19 protein-coding genes and 1 other annotated feature are annotated in these 18,830 nt (G+C 54.7%); of the genes, 6 read left to right on the top strand and 13 right to left on the bottom strand.

From position 1 onward, the window contains the following. The first annotated feature begins 62 nt into the window (after positions 1-62). From BWI76_RS04295 to satP, 3 genes are all read left to right on the top strand, one after another. Entirely contained in the window at positions 63-467 is a 405-nt protein-coding gene (locus BWI76_RS04295) for a DUF2541 family protein (protein WP_004132813.1), read from the top strand. 27 nt (positions 468-494) lie between these two features. After that, complete coding sequence (gene msyB / locus BWI76_RS04290; RefSeq protein ID WP_064371491.1) at positions 495-1,244, top strand: acidic protein MsyB; 750 nt, start codon at positions 495-497, stop codon at positions 1,242-1,244. An 88-nt stretch (positions 1,245-1,332) separates the two neighbouring features. Next, the gene (gene satP, locus BWI76_RS04285) at positions 1,333-1,899 is read left to right on the top strand and encodes an acetate uptake transporter (RefSeq protein WP_004132816.1); all 567 of its coding nucleotides are present in this window, start codon (positions 1,333-1,335) and stop codon (positions 1,897-1,899) included. Between the two features lie 46 nt (positions 1,900-1,945). Here the strand turns inward: satP and BWI76_RS04280 are convergent, their stop codons facing one another. From BWI76_RS04280 to tal, 3 genes are all read right to left on the bottom strand, one after another. Further along, a complete protein-coding gene (locus BWI76_RS04280) occupies positions 1,946-3,256 on the bottom strand; it encodes an MFS transporter (protein ID WP_024360385.1) in 1,311 nt (436 codons plus the stop codon). 120 nt (positions 3,257-3,376) lie between these two features. Further along, a complete protein-coding gene (gene mog, locus BWI76_RS04275) occupies positions 3,377-3,964 on the bottom strand; it encodes a molybdopterin adenylyltransferase (protein WP_004098459.1) in 588 nt (195 codons plus the stop codon). 99 nt (positions 3,965-4,063) lie between these two features. Next, complete coding sequence (gene tal / locus BWI76_RS04270) at positions 4,064-5,017, bottom strand: transaldolase (protein WP_004098458.1); 954 nt, start codon at positions 5,015-5,017, stop codon at positions 4,064-4,066. Positions 5,018-5,220: 203 nt separating this feature from the next. Here tal and BWI76_RS04265 point away from each other — a divergent pair, with 203 nt between their 5' ends. After that, positions 5,221-6,651, top strand: coding sequence for an alanine/glycine:cation symporter family protein (locus BWI76_RS04265; protein ID WP_024360386.1), 1,431 nt, complete (start codon positions 5,221-5,223; stop codon positions 6,649-6,651). Between the two features lie 77 nt (positions 6,652-6,728). Then, entirely contained in the window at positions 6,729-7,502 is a 774-nt protein-coding gene (gene yaaA, locus BWI76_RS04260; protein ID WP_004132824.1) for a peroxide stress protein YaaA, read from the top strand. A 51-nt stretch (positions 7,503-7,553) separates the two neighbouring features. On the opposite strand, the gene thrC is transcribed toward yaaA, so the two are convergent. The 6 genes from thrC to yjjY all read right to left on the bottom strand — a co-directional run bounded on the left by thrC (position 7,554) and on the right by yjjY (position 13,819). Next, on the bottom strand, positions 7,554-8,834 hold the full coding sequence (gene thrC, locus BWI76_RS04255; protein ID WP_004132826.1) for a threonine synthase: 1,281 nt from the start codon (positions 8,832-8,834) through the stop codon (positions 7,554-7,556). A gap of 3 nt (positions 8,835-8,837) precedes the next feature. Next, the gene (gene thrB / locus BWI76_RS04250; RefSeq protein WP_004132828.1) at positions 8,838-9,767 is read right to left on the bottom strand and encodes a homoserine kinase; all 930 of its coding nucleotides are present in this window, start codon (positions 9,765-9,767) and stop codon (positions 8,838-8,840) included. Position 9,768: 1 nt separating this feature from the next. Then, the gene (gene thrA, locus BWI76_RS04245) at positions 9,769-12,231 is read right to left on the bottom strand and encodes a bifunctional aspartate kinase/homoserine dehydrogenase I (protein WP_004132830.1); all 2,463 of its coding nucleotides are present in this window, start codon (positions 12,229-12,231) and stop codon (positions 9,769-9,771) included. Positions 12,232-12,256: 25 nt separating this feature from the next. After that, positions 12,257-12,374, bottom strand: a sequence feature (Thr leader region). Beyond that, positions 12,313-12,381 carry a thr operon leader peptide gene (gene thrL, locus BWI76_RS04240; protein WP_004222578.1) on the bottom strand — a complete coding sequence of 23 codons (69 nt, stop codon included), beginning with the start codon at positions 12,379-12,381 and terminating at the stop codon, positions 12,313-12,315. Its footprint overlaps the feature before it by 62 nt. Before the next feature lie 212 nt (positions 12,382-12,593). After that, a complete protein-coding gene (locus tag BWI76_RS04235; protein ID WP_049086823.1) occupies positions 12,594-13,280 on the bottom strand; it encodes a tRNA/rRNA methyltransferase in 687 nt (228 codons plus the stop codon). 398 nt (positions 13,281-13,678) lie between these two features. Next, a complete protein-coding gene (yjjY, locus tag BWI76_RS28000) occupies positions 13,679-13,819 on the bottom strand; it encodes a protein YjjY (RefSeq protein WP_001541509.1) in 141 nt (46 codons plus the stop codon). Positions 13,820-13,914: 95 nt separating this feature from the next. On the opposite strand from yjjY, the gene arcA reads away from it, so the two are divergent. After that, positions 13,915-14,631, top strand: a complete 717-nt coding sequence (gene arcA, locus BWI76_RS04230) for a two-component system response regulator ArcA (RefSeq protein ID WP_004132265.1) — start codon at positions 13,915-13,917, stop codon at positions 14,629-14,631. A gap of 53 nt (positions 14,632-14,684) precedes the next feature. Here the strand turns inward: arcA and creD are convergent, their stop codons facing one another. From creD to creA, 4 genes are read right to left on the bottom strand one after another with little or no spacing between them, the layout of a single operon-like run. Next, complete coding sequence (gene creD / locus BWI76_RS04225; RefSeq protein ID WP_004132266.1) at positions 14,685-16,043, bottom strand: cell envelope integrity protein CreD; 1,359 nt, start codon at positions 16,041-16,043, stop codon at positions 14,685-14,687. Positions 16,044-16,100: 57 nt separating this feature from the next. Further along, positions 16,101-17,525 (bottom strand): two-component system sensor histidine kinase CreC, encoded by a 1,425-nt coding sequence (gene creC, locus BWI76_RS04220; RefSeq protein WP_049086821.1) that lies wholly within the window; start codon positions 17,523-17,525, stop codon positions 16,101-16,103. Next, a complete protein-coding gene (creB, locus tag BWI76_RS04215; RefSeq protein ID WP_004132269.1) occupies positions 17,525-18,214 on the bottom strand; it encodes a two-component system response regulator CreB in 690 nt (229 codons plus the stop codon). The genes creC and creB overlap by 1 nt, the downstream gene beginning before the upstream one ends. A gap of 12 nt (positions 18,215-18,226) precedes the next feature. Further along, positions 18,227-18,700 carry a protein CreA gene (gene creA, locus BWI76_RS04210; protein ID WP_024360392.1) on the bottom strand — a complete coding sequence of 158 codons (474 nt, stop codon included), beginning with the start codon at positions 18,698-18,700 and terminating at the stop codon, positions 18,227-18,229. Positions 18,701-18,830 lie beyond the last annotated feature (130 nt).

The following is an 18,830-nucleotide window of genomic DNA, read 5'->3' as shown; positions in this document are numbered from 1 at the left end:
AATAAAGTTCTGGTGATAAAATATTTATCACTGATAACACATCAAATAATAAGGAAATCCTCATGAAATCACTCATTCATATATCAGCAGGATTATTGTTAAGCGCCGCGTTAATCACATCCGTTTCCGCTAACGATCATAAAATTTTAGGCGTTGTCGCCATGCCGCGAAATGAGACTAACGATCTCACCCTGAAGCTGCCGGTTTGCCGGGTGATTAAGCGAATCCAGCTCACCGCCGATCGCGGCGATATCCAGCTTTCCGGCGCGACGGTGTACTTTAAAGCCAGCAATAGCGCCAGTCAGAACCTCAGCGTGCCGTCAACCATCAAAGAAAGGGCAACCAGCGACTGGATTAACATTAATAGCGACAACGATAACAAGCGCTGCGTTAAAAAAATCGCTTTTTCCGGCCACACCATTAACTCTTCTGACATGGCTTCGCTAAAAATCATTGGCGACGATTAATATCACTGTTCACATTATCTGAGATTTATGAAAATTAATTATCTGGATGATGAAGACCTCTCTTTTCTTCATCGCTGCAGCGAAGAGCATCTGGAAACATTCACCAGAATTCTGACCCACAATGAGAATGGTAAGCCGCGCCTTTCAAGCGCGCTATTGCGTAATGAAAATTTTCAGGCGATGGCCGGGCATCCTGAGCGCTATCGTCGCAACTGGCAGCTTATTGCCGGCGAGCTCCAGCACTTTGGCGGCGACAGCATCGCCAACACGCTGCGTCGTCACGGAAAGTTCTACCGGGAAATTTTGCTGGACGTCTGCAAGAGGCTAAAAATCAAAGTAGAAAAACAGATGTCTACGCCGGAAATCGAGCAGTATCTTCTGGAGCATTTTCTGGAACATAGCTGGAAGAAGATGGACGATCGGCAGAAGGCTGACTTTTTCATTGCCGTTGAGTGTCGGGTCAACGAGCATAAAGAGATACTCCCCTTTCTGCTACAGACGAATAAGCTGGCGCAGGGCGTCTCGCATCTTCTCGAGGCCCGGCTGACGAAGATCCTCCGCACGCACGCCGCCGTTAGCGTAATCGGCCACGGTTTGGTGCGTGGAGCCGGACTTGGCGGCCCTCTCGGCGCCGCGTTTAATGGCATTAAAGCCGTGAGCGGCAGCGCTTATCGCGTGACCATTCCGGCCGTGTTGCATATTGCCTGTTTGAGGCAAATGACCAGACTTCATCAGGTGAAAAATGAAATTGGTGAAAAATACCCCGCCAGATCATAGACAGTAACGCAGCGCCTAATTATTATGCCGCGCCCCGCCGCTGAGTGGCGGGGAATGCTTCCCTTTCTAATCATTATTTTGAGGAATTATGGGCAACACTAAGTTGGCTAATCCGGCACCGCTGGGCCTTATGGGCTTCGGCATGACCACTATTCTGCTTAACCTGGCAAATAGCGGCCTGTTCGCGTTTGATGTAGCTATCCTGGCGATGGGCATTTTTTACGGCGGCATTGCGCAGATTTTTGCCGGTCTGCTGGAATTTAAAAAAGGCAACACTTTTGGTTTAACCGCATTCACGTCTTACGGCGCTTTTTGGCTGACGCTGGTTGCCATTCTTTTGATGCCGAAAATGGGGCTTGCAGAAGCGCCTAATGCGCATTTCCTCGGTATGTACCTTGGACTGTGGGGCATTTTTACCCTGTTTATGTTCTTTGGCACCCTGAAAGCCGCGCGTATGCTGCAGTTTGTATTTCTCAGTCTGACCGTGCTGTTCGCGCTGCTGGCGATTGGTCACCTGGCTGATAACGAAGGCATTGTGAAGATTGCAGGCTGGGTCGGTCTGGTCTGCGGCGGCAGCGCCATCTATCTGGCGATGGGTGAAGTGCTGAACGAACAGTTTGGCCGTACCGTTCTGCCAATTGGCGAAAAGCATTAATTAACTTCACCGCCCGTCCGCGAGCGGCGAAGTAAGCCCTATCGATTTACGGCAGGCGCTGCAGTTCAGCTTTCGGCGCAGCGACCTGCTCATCCAGTCCCTGGCGTAGCCAAATCCCCAGCCCCAATCCCATAAACGACAGTGCCAGTACGTACCACGCGGGCGCCATCGGCGAAACGCCCATCAGCATGGTCACCGCAATCGGCGTCAGGCCGCCAAAGATGGCATAAGAGACGTTATAAGAGAATGAAATCCCGGTAAAACGCACTTCAGCCGGGAACGCGCGCACCATCACATAAGGAACCGCCCCTACCACGCCGACGCACAGGCCCACCGTACCGTAGAGCAGAAACAGACGCTGCGGGCTAGCGCCGGAAAGATGGTAGAAAGCCCAGCTTGCCGCCGCGAGGAATACGCTGCCGACAATAAACGTGCGGCTGGCGCCAAAACGGTCGGCGGCCAGGCCTGCCAGCAGGCAGCCGATACACAGCATGATGGTGGCGATACTGTTCGCCTGCAGGGTGATGGCGGGGGCAAAGCCGTAGTGTTTTTGCAGCCAGACCGGCGACATCAGGATCACCACCACCACGCCGGCGGATAAAAGCCAGGTCAGCAGCATTGAGACCGCCACCGCTTTCTGATGCTTCAGCGCGACGGCCTTAACCGGCAGCTCCTGCGCTAACGCCTTGCGCTGCTGCATTTCGAGGAAAACAGGCGTCTCCTGGAGCCAACGGCGCAGATACATGGCGACGAGCCCAAACGCGCCGCCCAGCAGGAACGGAATACGCCAGCCGCCCTCATGGATACCCTGCGGCGTCAGGTTGGTATTAATCAGCGTCGCCACGACCGATCCCAGCAGGATCCCAACCGTCAGGCCGGCGGTCAGCGTCCCGCAGGCGATACCGATTCTTTTTTCCGGTACATGCTCCGCCACAAAAACCCAGGCGCCGGGGACTTCGCCGCCAATCGCCGCCCCCTGAAGAATACGCATAAATAGCAGCAAAAGCGGCGCCACGATGCCCACCGACGCGTAGGTAGGCAGCAGGCCAATCGCCAGCGTAGGCAGCGCCATCAGTAAAATGCTCAGAGTAAACATTTTCTTACGCCCGACCAGATCGCCAAAGTGGGCCATAATGATGCCGCCAAGAGGACGCGCTAAATAGCCCGCCGCAAATATGCCGAAGGTCTGCACCTGGCGCAGCCATTCCGGGATATCCGCTGGGAAAAATAGCTCGCCGACGACGGCGGCGAAGAAGACAAAGATGATGAAATCGTAAAACTCCAGCGCGCCGCCGAGGGCGGCCAGCGTCAGCGTTTTATAATCCTGTCGATTCAGAGGTCGGGTGCAGTGTGACATAACGGGCAATCATCCAGAGGTATGAAGTTATTCTACGTACTGTGTAAAGTAAAAAACACTATATCGTAAATAAAACAACACACCACTGGTGATGCAGGTTATATCAGGAATACGGTAAATTCAGGATAATGTTTCACGTCTGGCGCTTTTAGGACGGAAAGCTGCTACTACTTCGCCGTTTGTTTCCACATAAGGCCCCTCAAGTAGCTGTACACAATACGGTACACTTGCGAAAACGCCGTGCACCAGCACGTTACCTTCCGCATCTTTCACGCCTTCCAGCGTTTCCTCAATCGCCTTTGGCTGGCCGGGCAGGTTAAGGATCAGCGCCTGCTTGCGGATAACGCCAACCTGACGAGAAAGAATGGCCGTCGGCACAAAGTGCAGGCTCACCTGACGCATTTGCTCACCAAAGCCGGGCATCACCCGATCGGCAATCGCCAGCGTCGCATCCGGAGTGACGTCACGACGGGCCGGGCCCGTGCCGCCGGTAGTCAACACCAAATGGCAGCCCATTTCATCCACCAGCTCGCACAGTGTTTGCTCAATAATAACCTGTTCATCCGGGATCAAGCGGGTCTGCAATTCGAAAGGCGTGGAGAGCGCGCGGGCCAGCCACGCTTCAAGCGCGGGGATGCCTTTATCCTGATAGACGCCGCTGGAGGCGCGATCGGAAATGGAAACTAAGCCGATTCGTAAGGTGTTCATGATTATTCCGTTCAAACAGTATCAATAAACAGAATAATACACCGAGGGGAGCAAGGCAGACAGTTTAATGTGGCCGACGGGCGTCGGCCACATGCAGGATTACAGCAGATCGCCGATCATTTTTTCCAGTTTTTCCTGGTCGATCGCAAACTTGCGGATACCTTCCGCCAGTTTGTCTACCGCCATCGGATCCTGATTGTGCTGCCACAGGAACTCGGATTCGGTGATACGAGCCGGACGCGCTTTAACTTCGCCGCTAAAGGCCAGTTTACGCTCGATAGCGCCTTCGCTTTCCGCCAGCTCTTTCAGCAGCGCCGGGGCGATAGTCAGGCGATCACAGCCAGCCAGCTCCAGGATCTCGCCGAGGTTACGGAAGCTTGCGCCCATAACCACCGTCTCGTAGCCGTGCTGTTTGTAGTATTCATAGATTTCGCTTACCGAAACCACGCCCGGATCTTCTGCCGGCGCGTATTCTTTCTTATCGGTATTGGCTTTGTACCAGTCGAGGATACGGCCAACGAATGGAGAAATCAGGAATACCCCCGCTTCCGCACAAGCGCGTGCCTGAGCGAAGGAGAACAGCAGCGTCAGGTTACAGTTGATGCCTTCTTTTTCCAGCTGCTCGGCGGCGCGGATGCCCTGCCAGGTCGAAGCCAGTTTGATCAGAATGCGGTCGTTACCGATGCCGGCATCGTTATACAGCTTGATGAGACGCTTAGCTTTGGCGATAGATGCCTCGGTGTCATAGGACAGGCGAGCATCGACTTCGGTGGAAATACGGCCAGGGATCAGCTTAAGAATTTCGAGACCAATATTCACCGCCAGCTTATCGGAAGCATCGATAATCTGCTGCGCGCGGTCACTGCTCTGGCCGCGAGCCCATGCAACAGCGTCATCAATCAGCTTACGGTACTCAGGGATCTGAGCCGCGCCGAGAATCAAAGAAGGGTTAGTCGTGGCGTCCTGAGGCTGATACAGCTTCATTGCCGCGATATCTCCGGTATCAGCTACGACAGTGGTGTACTGACGCAGAGAGGTCAATTTATCCGTCATGATAGTGTTTCTCTTAAACAGCAGTTAAGGGGATGTAACCGGTCTGCCAAGATGATAACACGCTGCCGGGGCAGCGCAACCGCCTACAATGCATGAGCGCAGAGTGTGATAAACTGGGTCAATTAATTACCTGAACACTAAAGGATTGTCACTGGATTGGTAGCGCTTACACTCGCGCACCGATATGGGCAAGAGGATGCTTGATGCCTGATTTTCTGTCGTTTATCAATGAAATACTCTGGGGCTCGGTAATGATTTACCTGTTACTGGGCGCCGGCGTCTGGTTTACCTGGCGAACAAAATTCATTCAGTTCCGTTATATCCGTCAGTTCAGCAAAAGTCTGAAAAGGAGCCTTCAGCCGCAGCCCGGCGGCTTAACGTCTTTTCAGGCGCTGTGTATGAGCCTGGCGGCGCGCGTGGGCAGCGGCAATATGGCAGGCGTTGCGCTGGCCATTGCCGCAGGCGGCCCCGGCGCCGTTTTCTGGATGTGGCTCTCGGCGCTGCTCGGTATGGCCAGCAGCTTCGCCGAATGTTCTCTCGCCCAGCTTTATAAAGAGCGCGACTCCCGCGGGCAGTTTCGCGGCGGCCCCGCCTGGTATATGGCCCGGGGACTCGGTATGCGCTGGATGGGCGTGCTGTTTTCCATTTTTCTGCTGCTGGCCTACGGGATCATCTTTAATACCGTACAGGCCAACTCCGTTGCCCATGCCATGGCGTATGCATTTCATTTACCTGAGGCGATTACCGGCGGCGTCCTGGCGGTTCTGACCCTGCTGGTCATCGTTCGCGGCATTCGCGGCGTAGCGCGAATGATGCAGTGGCTTGTGCCAGTGATGGCCCTGCTATGGGTGGCGACCAGCCTGGTCATCGGCCTGTGGCATATCACCGCCCTGCCGACGATTTTTGAAACCATCTTCCGCTGCGCTTTCGGCTGGCAAGAGGCCGCCGCGGGCGCAGTCGGCTATACCATCAGCCAGGCGCTAACCAGCGGCTTTCAGCGCGGGATGTTTTCCAATGAAGCGGGGATGGGCTCAACGCCTAATTCCGCTGCCGCCGCTGCCTCCTGGCCCCCTCACCCTGCGGCGCAGGGGATCGTACAGATGATTGGCGTTTTCATTGACACCATCGTGATCTGTACCGCCAGCGCCGTCATCATCATGCTGGCGCCGCGAGACGGCAATGGAGAAGCGGTGAACGGCATTCAGGCTATTCAGCACTCGATGAACAACCTCATCGGCGACTGGGGTTCCAGCTTTGTCGCTATCGTGGTGCTGCTGTTCGCCTTCAGCTCGATCGTCGCAAACTATATCTATGCCGAAAATAATCTCATTTTTCTCCGCATGGATAGTGACCGTAATATCTGGCTGCTGCGTCTGCTTACGCTGTGCATGGTTGCTACCGGGGCGATGATCGGCCTACCGGTGGTGTGGCAGATGGCGGATACCATCATGGCGCTGATGGCGATAACCAACCTGACGGCTATCCTGCTGCTCTCGCCGACGGTACGCATCATTGCCAGTGATTACCTGCGGCAGCGGCGGCTGGGCCAGCGGCCGGAATTTGACGTCACCCGCTACCCTGAGATTCATCAGCAGCTGGTGCCGGGTACCTGGGACAACCTGCCGCGCGAATAGCGCGGCAATCGCAGCTATCGATCCTCTCATGACGTTTTTTTGCTAAAGTCGTCAAAAATTTCCCGCAAGGACTGGATATGCTCATTCTGATTTCACCTGCAAAAACGCTCGATTATCAAAGCCCGCTGGCAACGACGCGTTATACCCAACCTGAACTGCTGGAACACTCTCAGGAGCTTATCGGTATTGCCCGCCAGCTGTCGGCGCCGCAGATTGGCAAACTGATGGGTATCAGCGACAAGCTGGCTGACCTGAACGCGACTCGTTTCCACGACTGGCAGCCAGACTTCACCCCGGACAACGCCCGTCAGGCGATTCTGGCGTTTAAGGGGGATGTCTATACCGGCCTGCAGGCAGAAACCTTTAGCGAGGCTGATTTCGATTTTGCCCAGCAGCATCTGCGAATGCTTTCCGGCCTGTATGGCGTTCTGCGCCCGCTGGATCTGATGCAACCTTACCGCCTGGAAATGGGGATTAAGCTTGAGAACGCGAAAGGCAAAGATCTGTATCACTATTGGGGAGACGTGATTACCGATAAGCTGAATCAGGCGTTGAAAGCCCAGGGCGACGATATTGTGGTGAATCTGGCTTCTGATGAGTACTTCAGGTCGGTTAAACCCAAACGGCTTGAGGGGCAATTGATTAAGCCGGTGTTCCTCGATGAGAAAAACGGCAAGTTTAAAGTGATCAGCTTCTACGCTAAGAAAGCGCGCGGCTTAATGAGCCGTTACATCATTGAAAATCGTTTAACGAAGCCGGAGCAGCTGACCCGCTTTGACAGCGAAGGTTATTTCTTTGACGCCGACGCGTCGGGCAACGGGGAGTTGGTCTTTAAACGCCATGAGCAGTAAAAGAAAACTCCCCTGCCGCGGATAACGCAGCAGGGGAGCGCGGGCTCGGGTTTAACCCATCATCAGCTTACGCAGCGCGGCAAAATCGGCCGGCAGATTATGCGACAGCAGCGGCAGGTCTGCGCGTTCGGCCAGCTCTTTTGGCAGCGGCAGCGTCTCTTGCAGAATCTCTTCCACGCTCTCTTTAAATTTCGCCGGATGCGCCGTGCCGAGGAACAGGCCGTACTCGCCCGGCTGCAGCTGGTCGCGCAGCGCGCGATACGCAATCGCCGCATGCGGTTCTGAGGTATAGCCGATGGCCTTCAGCTCGCGCATGGTCTCTTTGGTGGTTTCATCATCCACCGCCGCGTAGCCCAGCTCATTCAGACGCCAGATTTTACGGCGGAACAGCTCTTCCACGCGCGGCCAGTTATTCGGCTGGCTGACGTCCATGGCGTTGGACAGCGTGGCCTGAGTCGCTTTCGGCGACCAGTTGCCGTCCTGCAGGAAGCGCGGCACGGTGTCATTGGCGTTAGTTGCCGCGATAAAGCGTTTGATTGGCAGACCCAGGGATTTGGCCAGCAGGCCGGCGGTCAGATCGCCAAAGTTACCGCTGGGTACAGAGATAACCAGCTGATTACGGGCTTCCTGAGGCAGTTGAGCAACGGCTTCAAAGTAGTAGCAAATCTGCGCCAGCAGGCGGCTGATATTGATTGAGTTAGCCGAGTTCAGACCCAGAGCGGCCTTCAGCTCTTCATCATCAAAGGCCTGCTTAACCAGCGCCTGGCAGGCATCAAAATCACCGTCGATAGCCACGGTTTCAATATTGCCGCCAAGGGTGCAGAACAGCTTTTCCTGCAGCGGGCTGATCTTGCCGCGCGGGTAGAGAATGACGACTTTGACGTTTGGCAGGCCATAGAACGCATGCGCGACCGCCGCGCCGGTGTCGCCGGAGGTTGCCGTGAGGATAGTGACCGGTTTGTCGCCGGCGATATGGGTCAGCATCTGCGCCATAAAGCGGCCGCCGAAGTCCTTAAACGCCAGAGTCGGGCCGTGGAACAGCTCGAGGCAGCCGACATCGTCCTGCACTTTGCTGACCGGCGCCGGGAAGGTGAACGCGTTGCCGATGCGCGCTTGCAGCACGTCCTGCGGGATCTCGTCGCCGATAAATGCCGACAGGATTTTCGCGCTACGCGACACCAAGTCCTGCTGCAGCATTTCGTCGATTTCAGTCAGGCTGAATTCCGGCAGATCGTGCGGAAAGAACAGCCCCTGATGCTTGCCAAGCCCCTGGGTGACGGCCTGCGCAAAGCTGACCTGTTCGTTATGATCTTTTAAGTTATAGAGTTTCATTGGTTATCCCACTACTCGAGCGCCCGCCGTGTCCAGCCGGCAAATATGAACGAAGCCTTCCTGATTTTGCAGATAGTGCGTAGCCAGCCAGTCGGCGACGCGCTGCGCGGTTTCCGGTTTATCGCATAATGCGAACAAGGTTGGACCGGAACCGGAAATGCCGCACGCCTGCGCGCCAATTTCCATTGCTGCCTGACGCGCTTCGCTGAAGCCCGGCAGTAGTTTGGTACGATACGGTTCGGCAATCACGTCTTTCATCAATTTCGCCGCCAGCTGAGGCTGACGGGAATAGCAGGCGTGAATAAAGCCCGCCAGGTGACGACCGTGGGCAATACAGTCCTGACGGCGATACTGCGCCGGCAAAATTGCCCGCGCTTCCGCCGTTGAGACCTTAATCCCCGGATAGGCCAGCACCCACAGCCACTCGTCGAAGGACGGAATCTGCTGGCTGATGATGCCGTTTTCCTCAAGCATCAGCTGTATCCCGCCAAGATAGCACGGCGCGACGTTATCGTAATGGATACTGCCAGAAATCCGCCCTTCCATCTCGCCCATCAGCGCCAGCATTCGGCTCTCATTGAGCGGCTTGCCGCAGAACTCATTCATCGCCACCAGCGCGGCGACCACGGAACAGGCGCTGGAGCCCAGCCCGGAACCGATCGGCATGTTTTTTTCCAGCGTCATCGCCACCGGTACCTTCTTGCCAATCTCCTGGCAAAAGCGCTCCCAGCATTGATAGACGATGTTTTCCTGCGGCGCCGTCGGCAGCTTGCTGGCGAAGCGACCCACGTTTTGCAGGCTAAAGCTCGCCGCCGCCTCAACGGAGACGTTGTCCCCCAGCAGCGTGCCGTCAACCGGCGTCACCGCAGCGCCCAGCACGTCAAACCCGACGCTCATATTGGCACTGGAAGCCGGGGCATATACTTTGACCATCTTAAACTCCTAACTTCCATGACAGGGTACGCAGCAGGTCGGCGAAAACGCCAGCCGCCGTCACATCGTTCCCCGCGCCATAACCGCGCAGCACCAGCGGCAGCGGCTGGTAATAGTGGCTGTAGAACGCCAGCGCATTCTCGCCGTTTTTCACTTTGAACAGCGGATCGTTGCCGTCAACCGCGGCGATTTTGACGCGACAGGTGCCATCCTCTTCGATATTACCGACATAGCGCAAGACTTTACCTTCATCGCGCGCTTTGGCGACCCGCGAGGCAAACTCATCATCCAGAGAAGGCAACCGCGCCATAAAGCTGTCGACATCGCCGCTGGCATCAAACCCCGCCGGCAGCGCCGGTTCCACGATAATGTCAGACAGTTCGAGCTCACGTCCGGTTTCACGCGCGAGGATCAGCAGCTTACGCGCGACATCAACGCCAGAAAGATCGTCGCGCGGATCCGGTTCGGTATAGCCCATCTCACGCGCCAGCCTGGTCGCCTCAGAGAAGCTCACGCCCTCATCGAGCTTACCGAAGATAAACGACAGCGAGCCGGACAGAATACCGGAAAAGCGCAGCAGCTCATCGCCCGCGTTCAGCAGATTTTGCAGGTTTTCGATAACCGGCAGCCCCGCGCCGACGTTGGTGTCGTATAAAAACTTACGCCGTGAGCTGCTCGCGGCGTGGCGCAGCTGATGATAGTAATCCAGCGATGAGGTATTGGCCTTTTTGTTCGGCGTGACCACGTGGAACCCTTCGCGCAGGAAATCGGCGTACTGATCGGCCACGGCCTGGCTGGAGGTACAGTCGACAATCACCGGATTCAACAGATGGTACTCTTTCACCAGACGAATGAGTCGGCCCAGATTGAACGCCTCTTTGGCTTCCGCCAGCTCGTCGCGCCAGTGTTCAAGGTTCAGGCCGTGTACGTTAGTCAGTAAAGCGCGAGAGTTGGCCACGCCGCAAACGCGCAGATCGATATGCTTACTCTTCAGCCAGCTCTGCTGGCGTTTGATCTGTTCGATCAACGCGCCGCCGACGCCGCCAATACCAATGACAAACACTTCAATAACCTGATCGGTATTGAACAGCATCTGGTGGGTCACGCGCACGCCGGTGGTGGCGTCATCGTTGCTGACGACAACGGAGATAGAGCGCTCGGAAGAACCCTGGGCAATGGCGACAATGTTGATATTGGCGCGGGCCAGCGCAGCGAAGAACTTCGCAGAGATGCCGCGCAGCGTGCGCATACCGTCACCGACAACGGAAATAATCGCCAGACGCTCCATTATCGACAGCGGCTCAAGCAGCCCCTCTTTCAGCTCCAGATAAAATTCATCTTCCATCACCCGCTTCGCCCGGGCGCAGTCGCTCTGCGGTACGCAGAAACTGATGCTGTATTCGGAAGAGGACTGGGTGATAAGCACCACTGAAATTCCCGCGCGGGACATGGTGGCAAACACCCGCGCCGCCATGCCAACCATGCCCTTCATCCCCGGACCGGAGACGTTGAACATCGCCATGTTATTGAGGTTGGAGATCCCTTTCACCGGCAGGTCGTCTTCATCGCGGCTGGCGCCGATAAGCGTACCCGGAGCCTGCGGATTGCCGGTATTTTTGATTAAACAGGGGATCTGGAACTGGGCGATAGGGGCGATAGTACGCGGGTGCAAAACTTTAGCGCCGAAGTAGGACAGCTCCATCGCTTCCTGATAGGACATCGACTTCAGCAAACGCGCATCCGGGACCTGACGCGGGTCACAGGTATAAACGCCGTCAACGTCGGTCCAGATCTCGCAGCAGTCGGCGCGCAGGCAGGCGGCCAGCACCGCGGCGGAGTAATCAGAGCCATTACGGCCCAGCACCACCAGCTCACCTTTTTCGTTACCCGCGGTGAAGCCCGCCATCAGCACCATATGGTCCGCCGGGATCTGGCTGGCGGCAATGCGGCGAGTCGACTCAGCGATATCAACGGTGGATTCGAGATAATGGCCAACGGCCAGCAGTTTTTCAACCGGGTTAATCACCGTGACGTTATGACCACGCGCTTCCAGCAAGCCGGCCATAATGGCGATAGAGAGCTTTTCTCCCCGGCAAATAAGGGACGCGTTAACGCTATCCGGGCACTGCCCAAGCAGGCTAATGCCGTGCAGGACGTGTTTGATTTGTGCGAATTCCTGCTCAACAAAAGCTTTCAGCTGCGCGAGCGGAAAACCCGGTTGTGCATCGGCGAGACCTTGCAGAAGTTCGGCGAAAATGCGTTCGGCATCGGCGATATTGGTCAGCGCATCCTGCCCGCCAATGGTTTTTTCGATCATGGCAACCAGGTGATTAGTGATCTTCGCCGGGGCAGACAGTACGGTCGCTACCTGCCCCTGCCTGGCATTACTCTCCAGAATATCGGCAACGCGCAGAAAACGTTCTGCATTTGCCACTGATGTACCGCCGAACTTCAACACACGCATGGTTATGACCCCTTGATTTTTTATCGAAAAAAAAGCCCGCACTGTTCAGGTGCGGGCTTTTTTCTGTGTTTCCTGTACGCGTCAGCCCGCACCGTTACCTGTGGTAATAGTGGTGGTGATAATCGTGGTGATCATGCCGATGCGATTCATGGATGTTGTGTACTCTGTAATTTTTATCTGTCTGTGTCCTGTGCCTATATTGGTTAAAGTATCTGTCGACTTAAGTCAACGAATTTCTACTTTTGGCCCATTTTTTCACACCTGGCCAATACGCCATGGTCCCCTGATAATTCATCCGAATTTGCGCATCAGGAGGCCAATAATTAGCACATAAGGCCATATGAAAATAATATGACAGAACTTTAATCTGGAAGGTTTTTTTCAATATCGTGCAGTAAACGATGCAGCATGGCGGTGTCCCGCTGCTGCAAAAGACCCATTCGCTGCTGGAGCCAGTCGGTCAGTTTTATATCGTCCTCCACGCCGAGGCGCTCGAGCAGATCGCGAGTGCGAAGGCGTAGCGCCTGCAGCTGATTGTCATCCACGCTGGCGGATGTTGACGGGGTATTCTGCAGCAACGAAGTCAGCTGATAGCAATAGACCATCACCGACTGCCCCAGATTGAGCGAGGGATAGTCAGCCACCATCTGCACGCCGCTCAGCACATCGGCAAGGGCCAGCTCTTCATTGGTTAATCCGGAATCTTCCCGGCCAAACACCAGCGCGGCATGATGCATCCACTGCGCTTTTTCTTCCAGCAGCGGCAAGAGCTGTTGCGGCGTCGCGTAGTAGTGAAAACGCGCCCGGCTACGGGCGGTCGTAGCGACGGTAAAATCGACATCGTGCAGCGCCTGCTCTAACGTGGCATAAGTTTTAACATTATCGAGGATCTCGCCAGAACCGTGCGCGACCCAGCGCGCCGCAGGCTGCAAATGAGCATCGCTATCGACGATACGCATATCGCTAAACCCCATGGTTTTCATCGCTCTGGCTGCCGCGCCCACGTTTTCTGCCCGAGCCGGGGAGACTAATACAATTGATAAACGCATTTGGTTTCTCTTTTACTTTTTAGGCGGCGGGAATGACGATTTTTCCCTTCATATTACGCGCCGTGAATTTACAAATTTGCAACAAAAATCACTAAATTTGAGCTTTATCACCCATAAAAAAAACTAAACTATTCCCAAGGCACCATGTCACAGAGTATGTTAACAGAACGGCTTTATCCGTATGTTTGGCAATGAAATTTATGTCCGAATACGTTTTGAGGCTTTGGATTCATCACGTTTATTATTTTCTTAGCGCAACTAATTGTGCGGGATATGAATTGTGACGATGAATCCCGTTTAGATGCAATGATTTCACAAGACTGTTAACGTGCTACAATTGAACTTGATATATGTCAACGAAGCGTAGTTTTATTGGGTGTCATGCCTCACTTAGCCTGTTATGTTGCTGTTAAAATGGTTAGGATGACAGCCGTTTTTGACACCGTCGGGTCCAGAGGGAAAGTACCCACGACCAAGCTAATGATGTTGTTGACGTTGATGGAAAGTGCATCAAGAACGCAATTACGTACTTTAGTCATGTTACGCCGGGCATGTTAATTTGCGACATGCACCAGGCAGGTCAGGGACTTTGGTACTTCCTGTTTCGATTTAGTTGGCAATTTAGGTAGCAAACATGCAGACCCCGCACATTCTTATCGTTGAAGACGAGTTGGTAACACGCAACACGTTAAAAAGTATTTTCGAAGCAGAAGGTTATGATGTATTCGAAGCGACCGATGGCGCGGAAATGCATCAGATCCTGTCTGAAAATGATATCAACCTGGTGATCATGGATATCAACCTGCCAGGCAAAAATGGTCTCCTGTTAGCACGCGAGCTGCGTGAGCAGGCGGACGTCGCGCTGATGTTCCTTACCGGCCGCGATAACGAAGTGGATAAGATCCTCGGCCTCGAAATTGGCGCCGATGACTATATCACTAAACCGTTCAACCCACGTGAACTGACGATTCGCGCGCGCAACCTGCTCTCCCGTACCATGAATTTGGGTACCCCGAGTGAAGAACGCCGCAGCGTAGAAAGCTATAAGTTCAACGGCTGGGAGCTGGATATCAATAGCCGTTCGCTGGTTAGCCCTAATGGTGAGCAGTACAAGCTGCCGCGCAGTGAATTCCGCGCCATGCTGCACTTCTGCGAAAATCCGGGCAAAATCCAGTCGCGCGCGGAACTGCTGAAAAAAATGACCGGCCGTGAGCTGAAGCCGCACGACCGCACCGTGGACGTGACCATCCGTCGCATTCGTAAGCATTTTGAATCCACTCCGGACACCCCGGAAATTATCGCCACCATCCATGGCGAGGGGTACCGCTTCTGTGGAGATCTGCAGGAATAACATCATTTTTCTTGCTGTCATAACGTAAAAACGGCGCAATTCGCGCCGTTTTTTTATTTCCAGATCCTCAACTTATCGTCATCATCACCGCCCTCGGGCTGCCTCTCTTTTGGCTTCGGGAGAGATAGCGTGTACCAGTCAACGCGACGCGTCAGGAACATCAGCGCGCTGAGCGCCAGCAGTAGCACTCCCGTTCCCAATAGCAGCGCGCTATCTTCCGAACGCAATAGCATCCACATAACGCCATCCAGCAGCAGCAATGCGCAGACAAAAAGAAAGCTGTTAAGCCATCCCTTCAGCACCGCATTCAGATAAACCCCATTGATCAGCGCCCCTATCAGGCTGGCAACAATCCATGACGGCGTAAAGCCAATATGCTCGGACAGGGCCAGTAATATCAGATAGAACATCACTAGCGACAAACCAACCAGCAGATACTGCATCGGGTGTAAACGGCACTGAGTCAGGCTCTCGAAAACGAAAAACGCCATAAACGTAAGGGAGATTAATAGAATGGCATACTTTGTCGCCCTATCGGTCAGCTGGTACCGATCGGCCGGCGTCGTAACGTTAACGTTGAAAGCAGGCAGTTGACGCCACTCAATCTCGCGATCGTCCATAAAAAACCGGGCCATATTGTTCGCAAACCAGCTACTCTGCCAGCGGGCGCTATAACCTGATGGGGAAACCTCACGACTAACCGGGAGAAAATCGCCCAGGAAACCAGGATGCGCCCAGTTACTGGTCAGCTGTAATTGGCTATTGCGTCCGAGCGGCGCGACTGAGAAGCTTCCGGTTCCGTTCAGGTTGAGTGTGAATTCAACATCCAGCGTTTTTTGTTGAGGAGTTAACAGCGGCATTGGCATATGAATTCCCTCTCCGCTGCCGCTGATACCGATTCCGGGCTCCACCGGCAGTGCCTCTCCATTAATTTTCGGAGCAATAATGGTGCCAATCCCGCGTGCATCGCTAACGCCGACCACCATAACCGGTTTACCTAACGTAATATTATCTTTTCTGAGTTCAGCCAGACGGGAAACATCAAATTGCGCCTTAATCCCCAGATCGTTGTGCCAGATTTGGCCTTCATAAATCCCTATTTTTCTGGATTCAACGTTCTGTTTTCCGGCTATCGCCAGCGACTCAGGTAACCAGTAATGCAGCCAGTGACGTTGATATGTGACCTCTTTTTTATCCTCAATGCGGGTCAATACCTCGGTCACGGGAATGGCGATCAGCGGCCCGACCAGTTTCTGCGATCCGCTGGTACTGCTCTCCAGAGCTTCGATGACTTCGCTGCGATAATCCGCGCGTTCAACGATCAGCTGCCGGACGATCATCAGCGGGATCGATAACAGTAAAATACACCCCAGCAGGGTGCTCATTTTCCAGAATAGTGGTGATTTCAACATAGCCCTCTCCTTAGTAATGCGCTTACCTTAAAGGGGCTATGTGTGGAGAATTTGAAGCTATGTGAAGTGAGCGTGAAGTCTCAGCAAAGCGCACACGCCGCCTTCCGGGCGGTTAACCAGCTCGATATCGCCCTGATGCAGGCGCGCAACTTCACGAACAAACGCCAGCCCCAGGCCGCTGCTTTTTTGGCCATTGTCACGGGGAAGAGAATAGAAACGCTCAAAAATACGCCCTAGCGCGTAGTCGGGAATGCCGCTTCCCGTATCGCATACGGTTAATCGCACGCCGCCATCACCTTCTTCCGCGCCAAGAACAATCTCCCCTTCGGCAGGAGTGAAATCGATAGCATTATCAAGCAGATTACCCAATGCTTGCGCCAGGAGCTCACCATCGCCCTCTACCGTCAGAGACGTTTCCTGCCAACGCAGCGTGAGGTTTTTCGCTGCCAGCGCGATGTCGCGCTCCTCGGCCAGACGACGAAAAAGCGCAGCGACGGAGACGGGACGTTGGGCGATCTCCAGCCGATTCTCCAGCCGGGCCTGCTGAAGTAAATTTTCCACCAGCGCCTGCATGCGCGCATTCTGCGCCAGGATATTGCGAGTAAAACGCGCGGCGACCTCAGGCGGAGGCGCCTCCCGAAGAATTTCTGCCGCGCCGCGAATCGCCGCCAGCGGGCTCTTCAGTTCATGGGTCAGCGCATAAACGTAGTTTTCAATCGCGTTTTTACCTTCAAGCTTAAGACGCATACTTTCCAGCGCCTGCGCCAGCTTGCGCAGTTCGCTGCTGCCCGCGTCCGGCAACGGAAGCGGACGGTCGGCGGTCACGGAGTCGGCGTAGCGAACCAGCTTGCCGATGGAAAAGTTAATCCACCATACCATCGCAACGCCGATCAGTAGCGCGATCCCCAGCAGCGCCCCTCCGGCCCACAGAATACGCCGCTCGCTGCGTTTGATGACCGGCGCCATGGCCAGATTAGGTTTTCCGACGCTGAGCACGCCAATGATTCGACCGTTATCCGTCACCGGCGCGGCAATATACATCACCGAGCTATTATCATCGTTCGGATCGCTTCGCGTGCTGCGCGCCCCGTATTGCCCGCGTAAAGTGAGCCAGACATCGTTCCAGCGCGAATAGTCTTGCCCCTGCGCGTTGCCCGCGGAATCAAACACCACCTTGCCCTGCGCATCGGTCATATAGACGTGATATTCGTTGCGAACTTTCTTAATGCCGGCAATATTGGCGTTGATCGGCTGGCGATGCAGCGTTTGAAAAGCCTGGGCCAGGCGCCCGTGCTGGGGATCGGCGGAGAGTAAATCCTCACGGGCCAGCTCGGCAAGCAGGGTCGCCGTATCAATCAGCGTCCCTTCCGTTGCGCGCCGAACCCCGGGTTTAATCTCCTGAACGAAGATAGAAAGCACAAACCAGGCAGCGATCGCCACTATCAAAAAGTAGCCCATCAGCAGCCGCATACCGATGCGCATCAGAAGCCTCCAAGGCTGTATCCCATACCGCGGTGCGTGTTGATCGGGGAGAGATCGGGATTCACTTCTCGCAGCTTAGCGCGCAGCGTTTTGATATGGGTATCAACGGTACGATCGAAGCTCTCGTTCGCGTCGCCCCATACTTTCTCCAGCAGCAGCTGGCGGGAAAAAATGCGCCCAGGAGAATGAAGTAGCGTTTTTAATAATAAAAACTCATAGCGGGTCAGATTCAGACCCTGGCCGCACCACGTAACCTGAGCCGCGGCGTCATTCAATGTGAATTCCCCCACGCGCAAAAGCGGTGAAGGGGCGGCGAATTTCTGCAGCCGCCGCAGGACGGTGCGAACCCTGGCGCAAACTTCACGGGGGGAAAATGGCTTGGCGATATAATCATCAGCGCCGATTTCCAGACCGAGCAGCTTATCCACCTCTTCGCTGCGGGCCGTCAGGAACAGCACCGGCAGCGCCGGATAGCGGGCCAGCAGTCGCCGACATAGCTCAAACCCGCTGATATCAGGCAGGCCGACGTCCAGAATCGCGAGGTCGGGTTGGTGATGATGCGCCGCGTCCAGCGCAGGGAGCCCGCGCTCGAACGCCGTAACGATAAATCCTTCCTGTTGCAGCATGTAGACGAGCGTATCGGCGATACTCATCTCATCTTCCACCAACCAGATCCGCGGTTGTTGCATCGGCGTTCCCTGTTATTTATTCCATGGCATAATCGGCACGGCGCTAAGCGCATTTTTCGGCGAGCCATCGACGATTTTATCCGAATAGGTCAAATAGATCAGCGCATTGCGTTTGGCATCGTAAAAACGCACGACCTGCAGTTTTTTAAATACCAGCGAGGTCCGTTTCTGGAACACCACATCGCCCTGCGTTTTACCGTTTTTGATTTTATCCGCCAGCTCAATCGGCCCCACCTGCTGACAGGAAATAGCGGCATCAGAGGTGTCTTCCGCCAGCCCTAACCCGCCTTTAATTCCTCCGGTTTTCGCCCGGCTGATGTAGCAGGTGACGTTCTGAACGTCCGGGTCGTCAAAGGCCTCGACGACGATTTTATGATCCGGTCCAAGGAACTTAAATACGGTATCCACAGAGCCGATTTGTTCCGCCTGCGCCATCTGGCAGCCCGCCAGCAAAAGCATTCCCGCCACTAACTTCTTGTATTTCATATTGTTACCATTCTTAAAAATTTAGCTGAGTGATTATCACACATTAAGAAGAAAAGTTTTATAGATCACAGCTTTACAAAATTACCACCGAAACTTCTGGAAGAATCGCATTTAAAAGCAAAAAAAACAC

The organism is Klebsiella sp. M5al (assembly GCF_002090195.1).
Lineage (GTDB): Bacteria > Pseudomonadota > Gammaproteobacteria > Enterobacterales > Enterobacteriaceae > Klebsiella > Klebsiella grimontii.
This window is presented reverse-complemented; position numbering and strand designations above follow the sequence as displayed.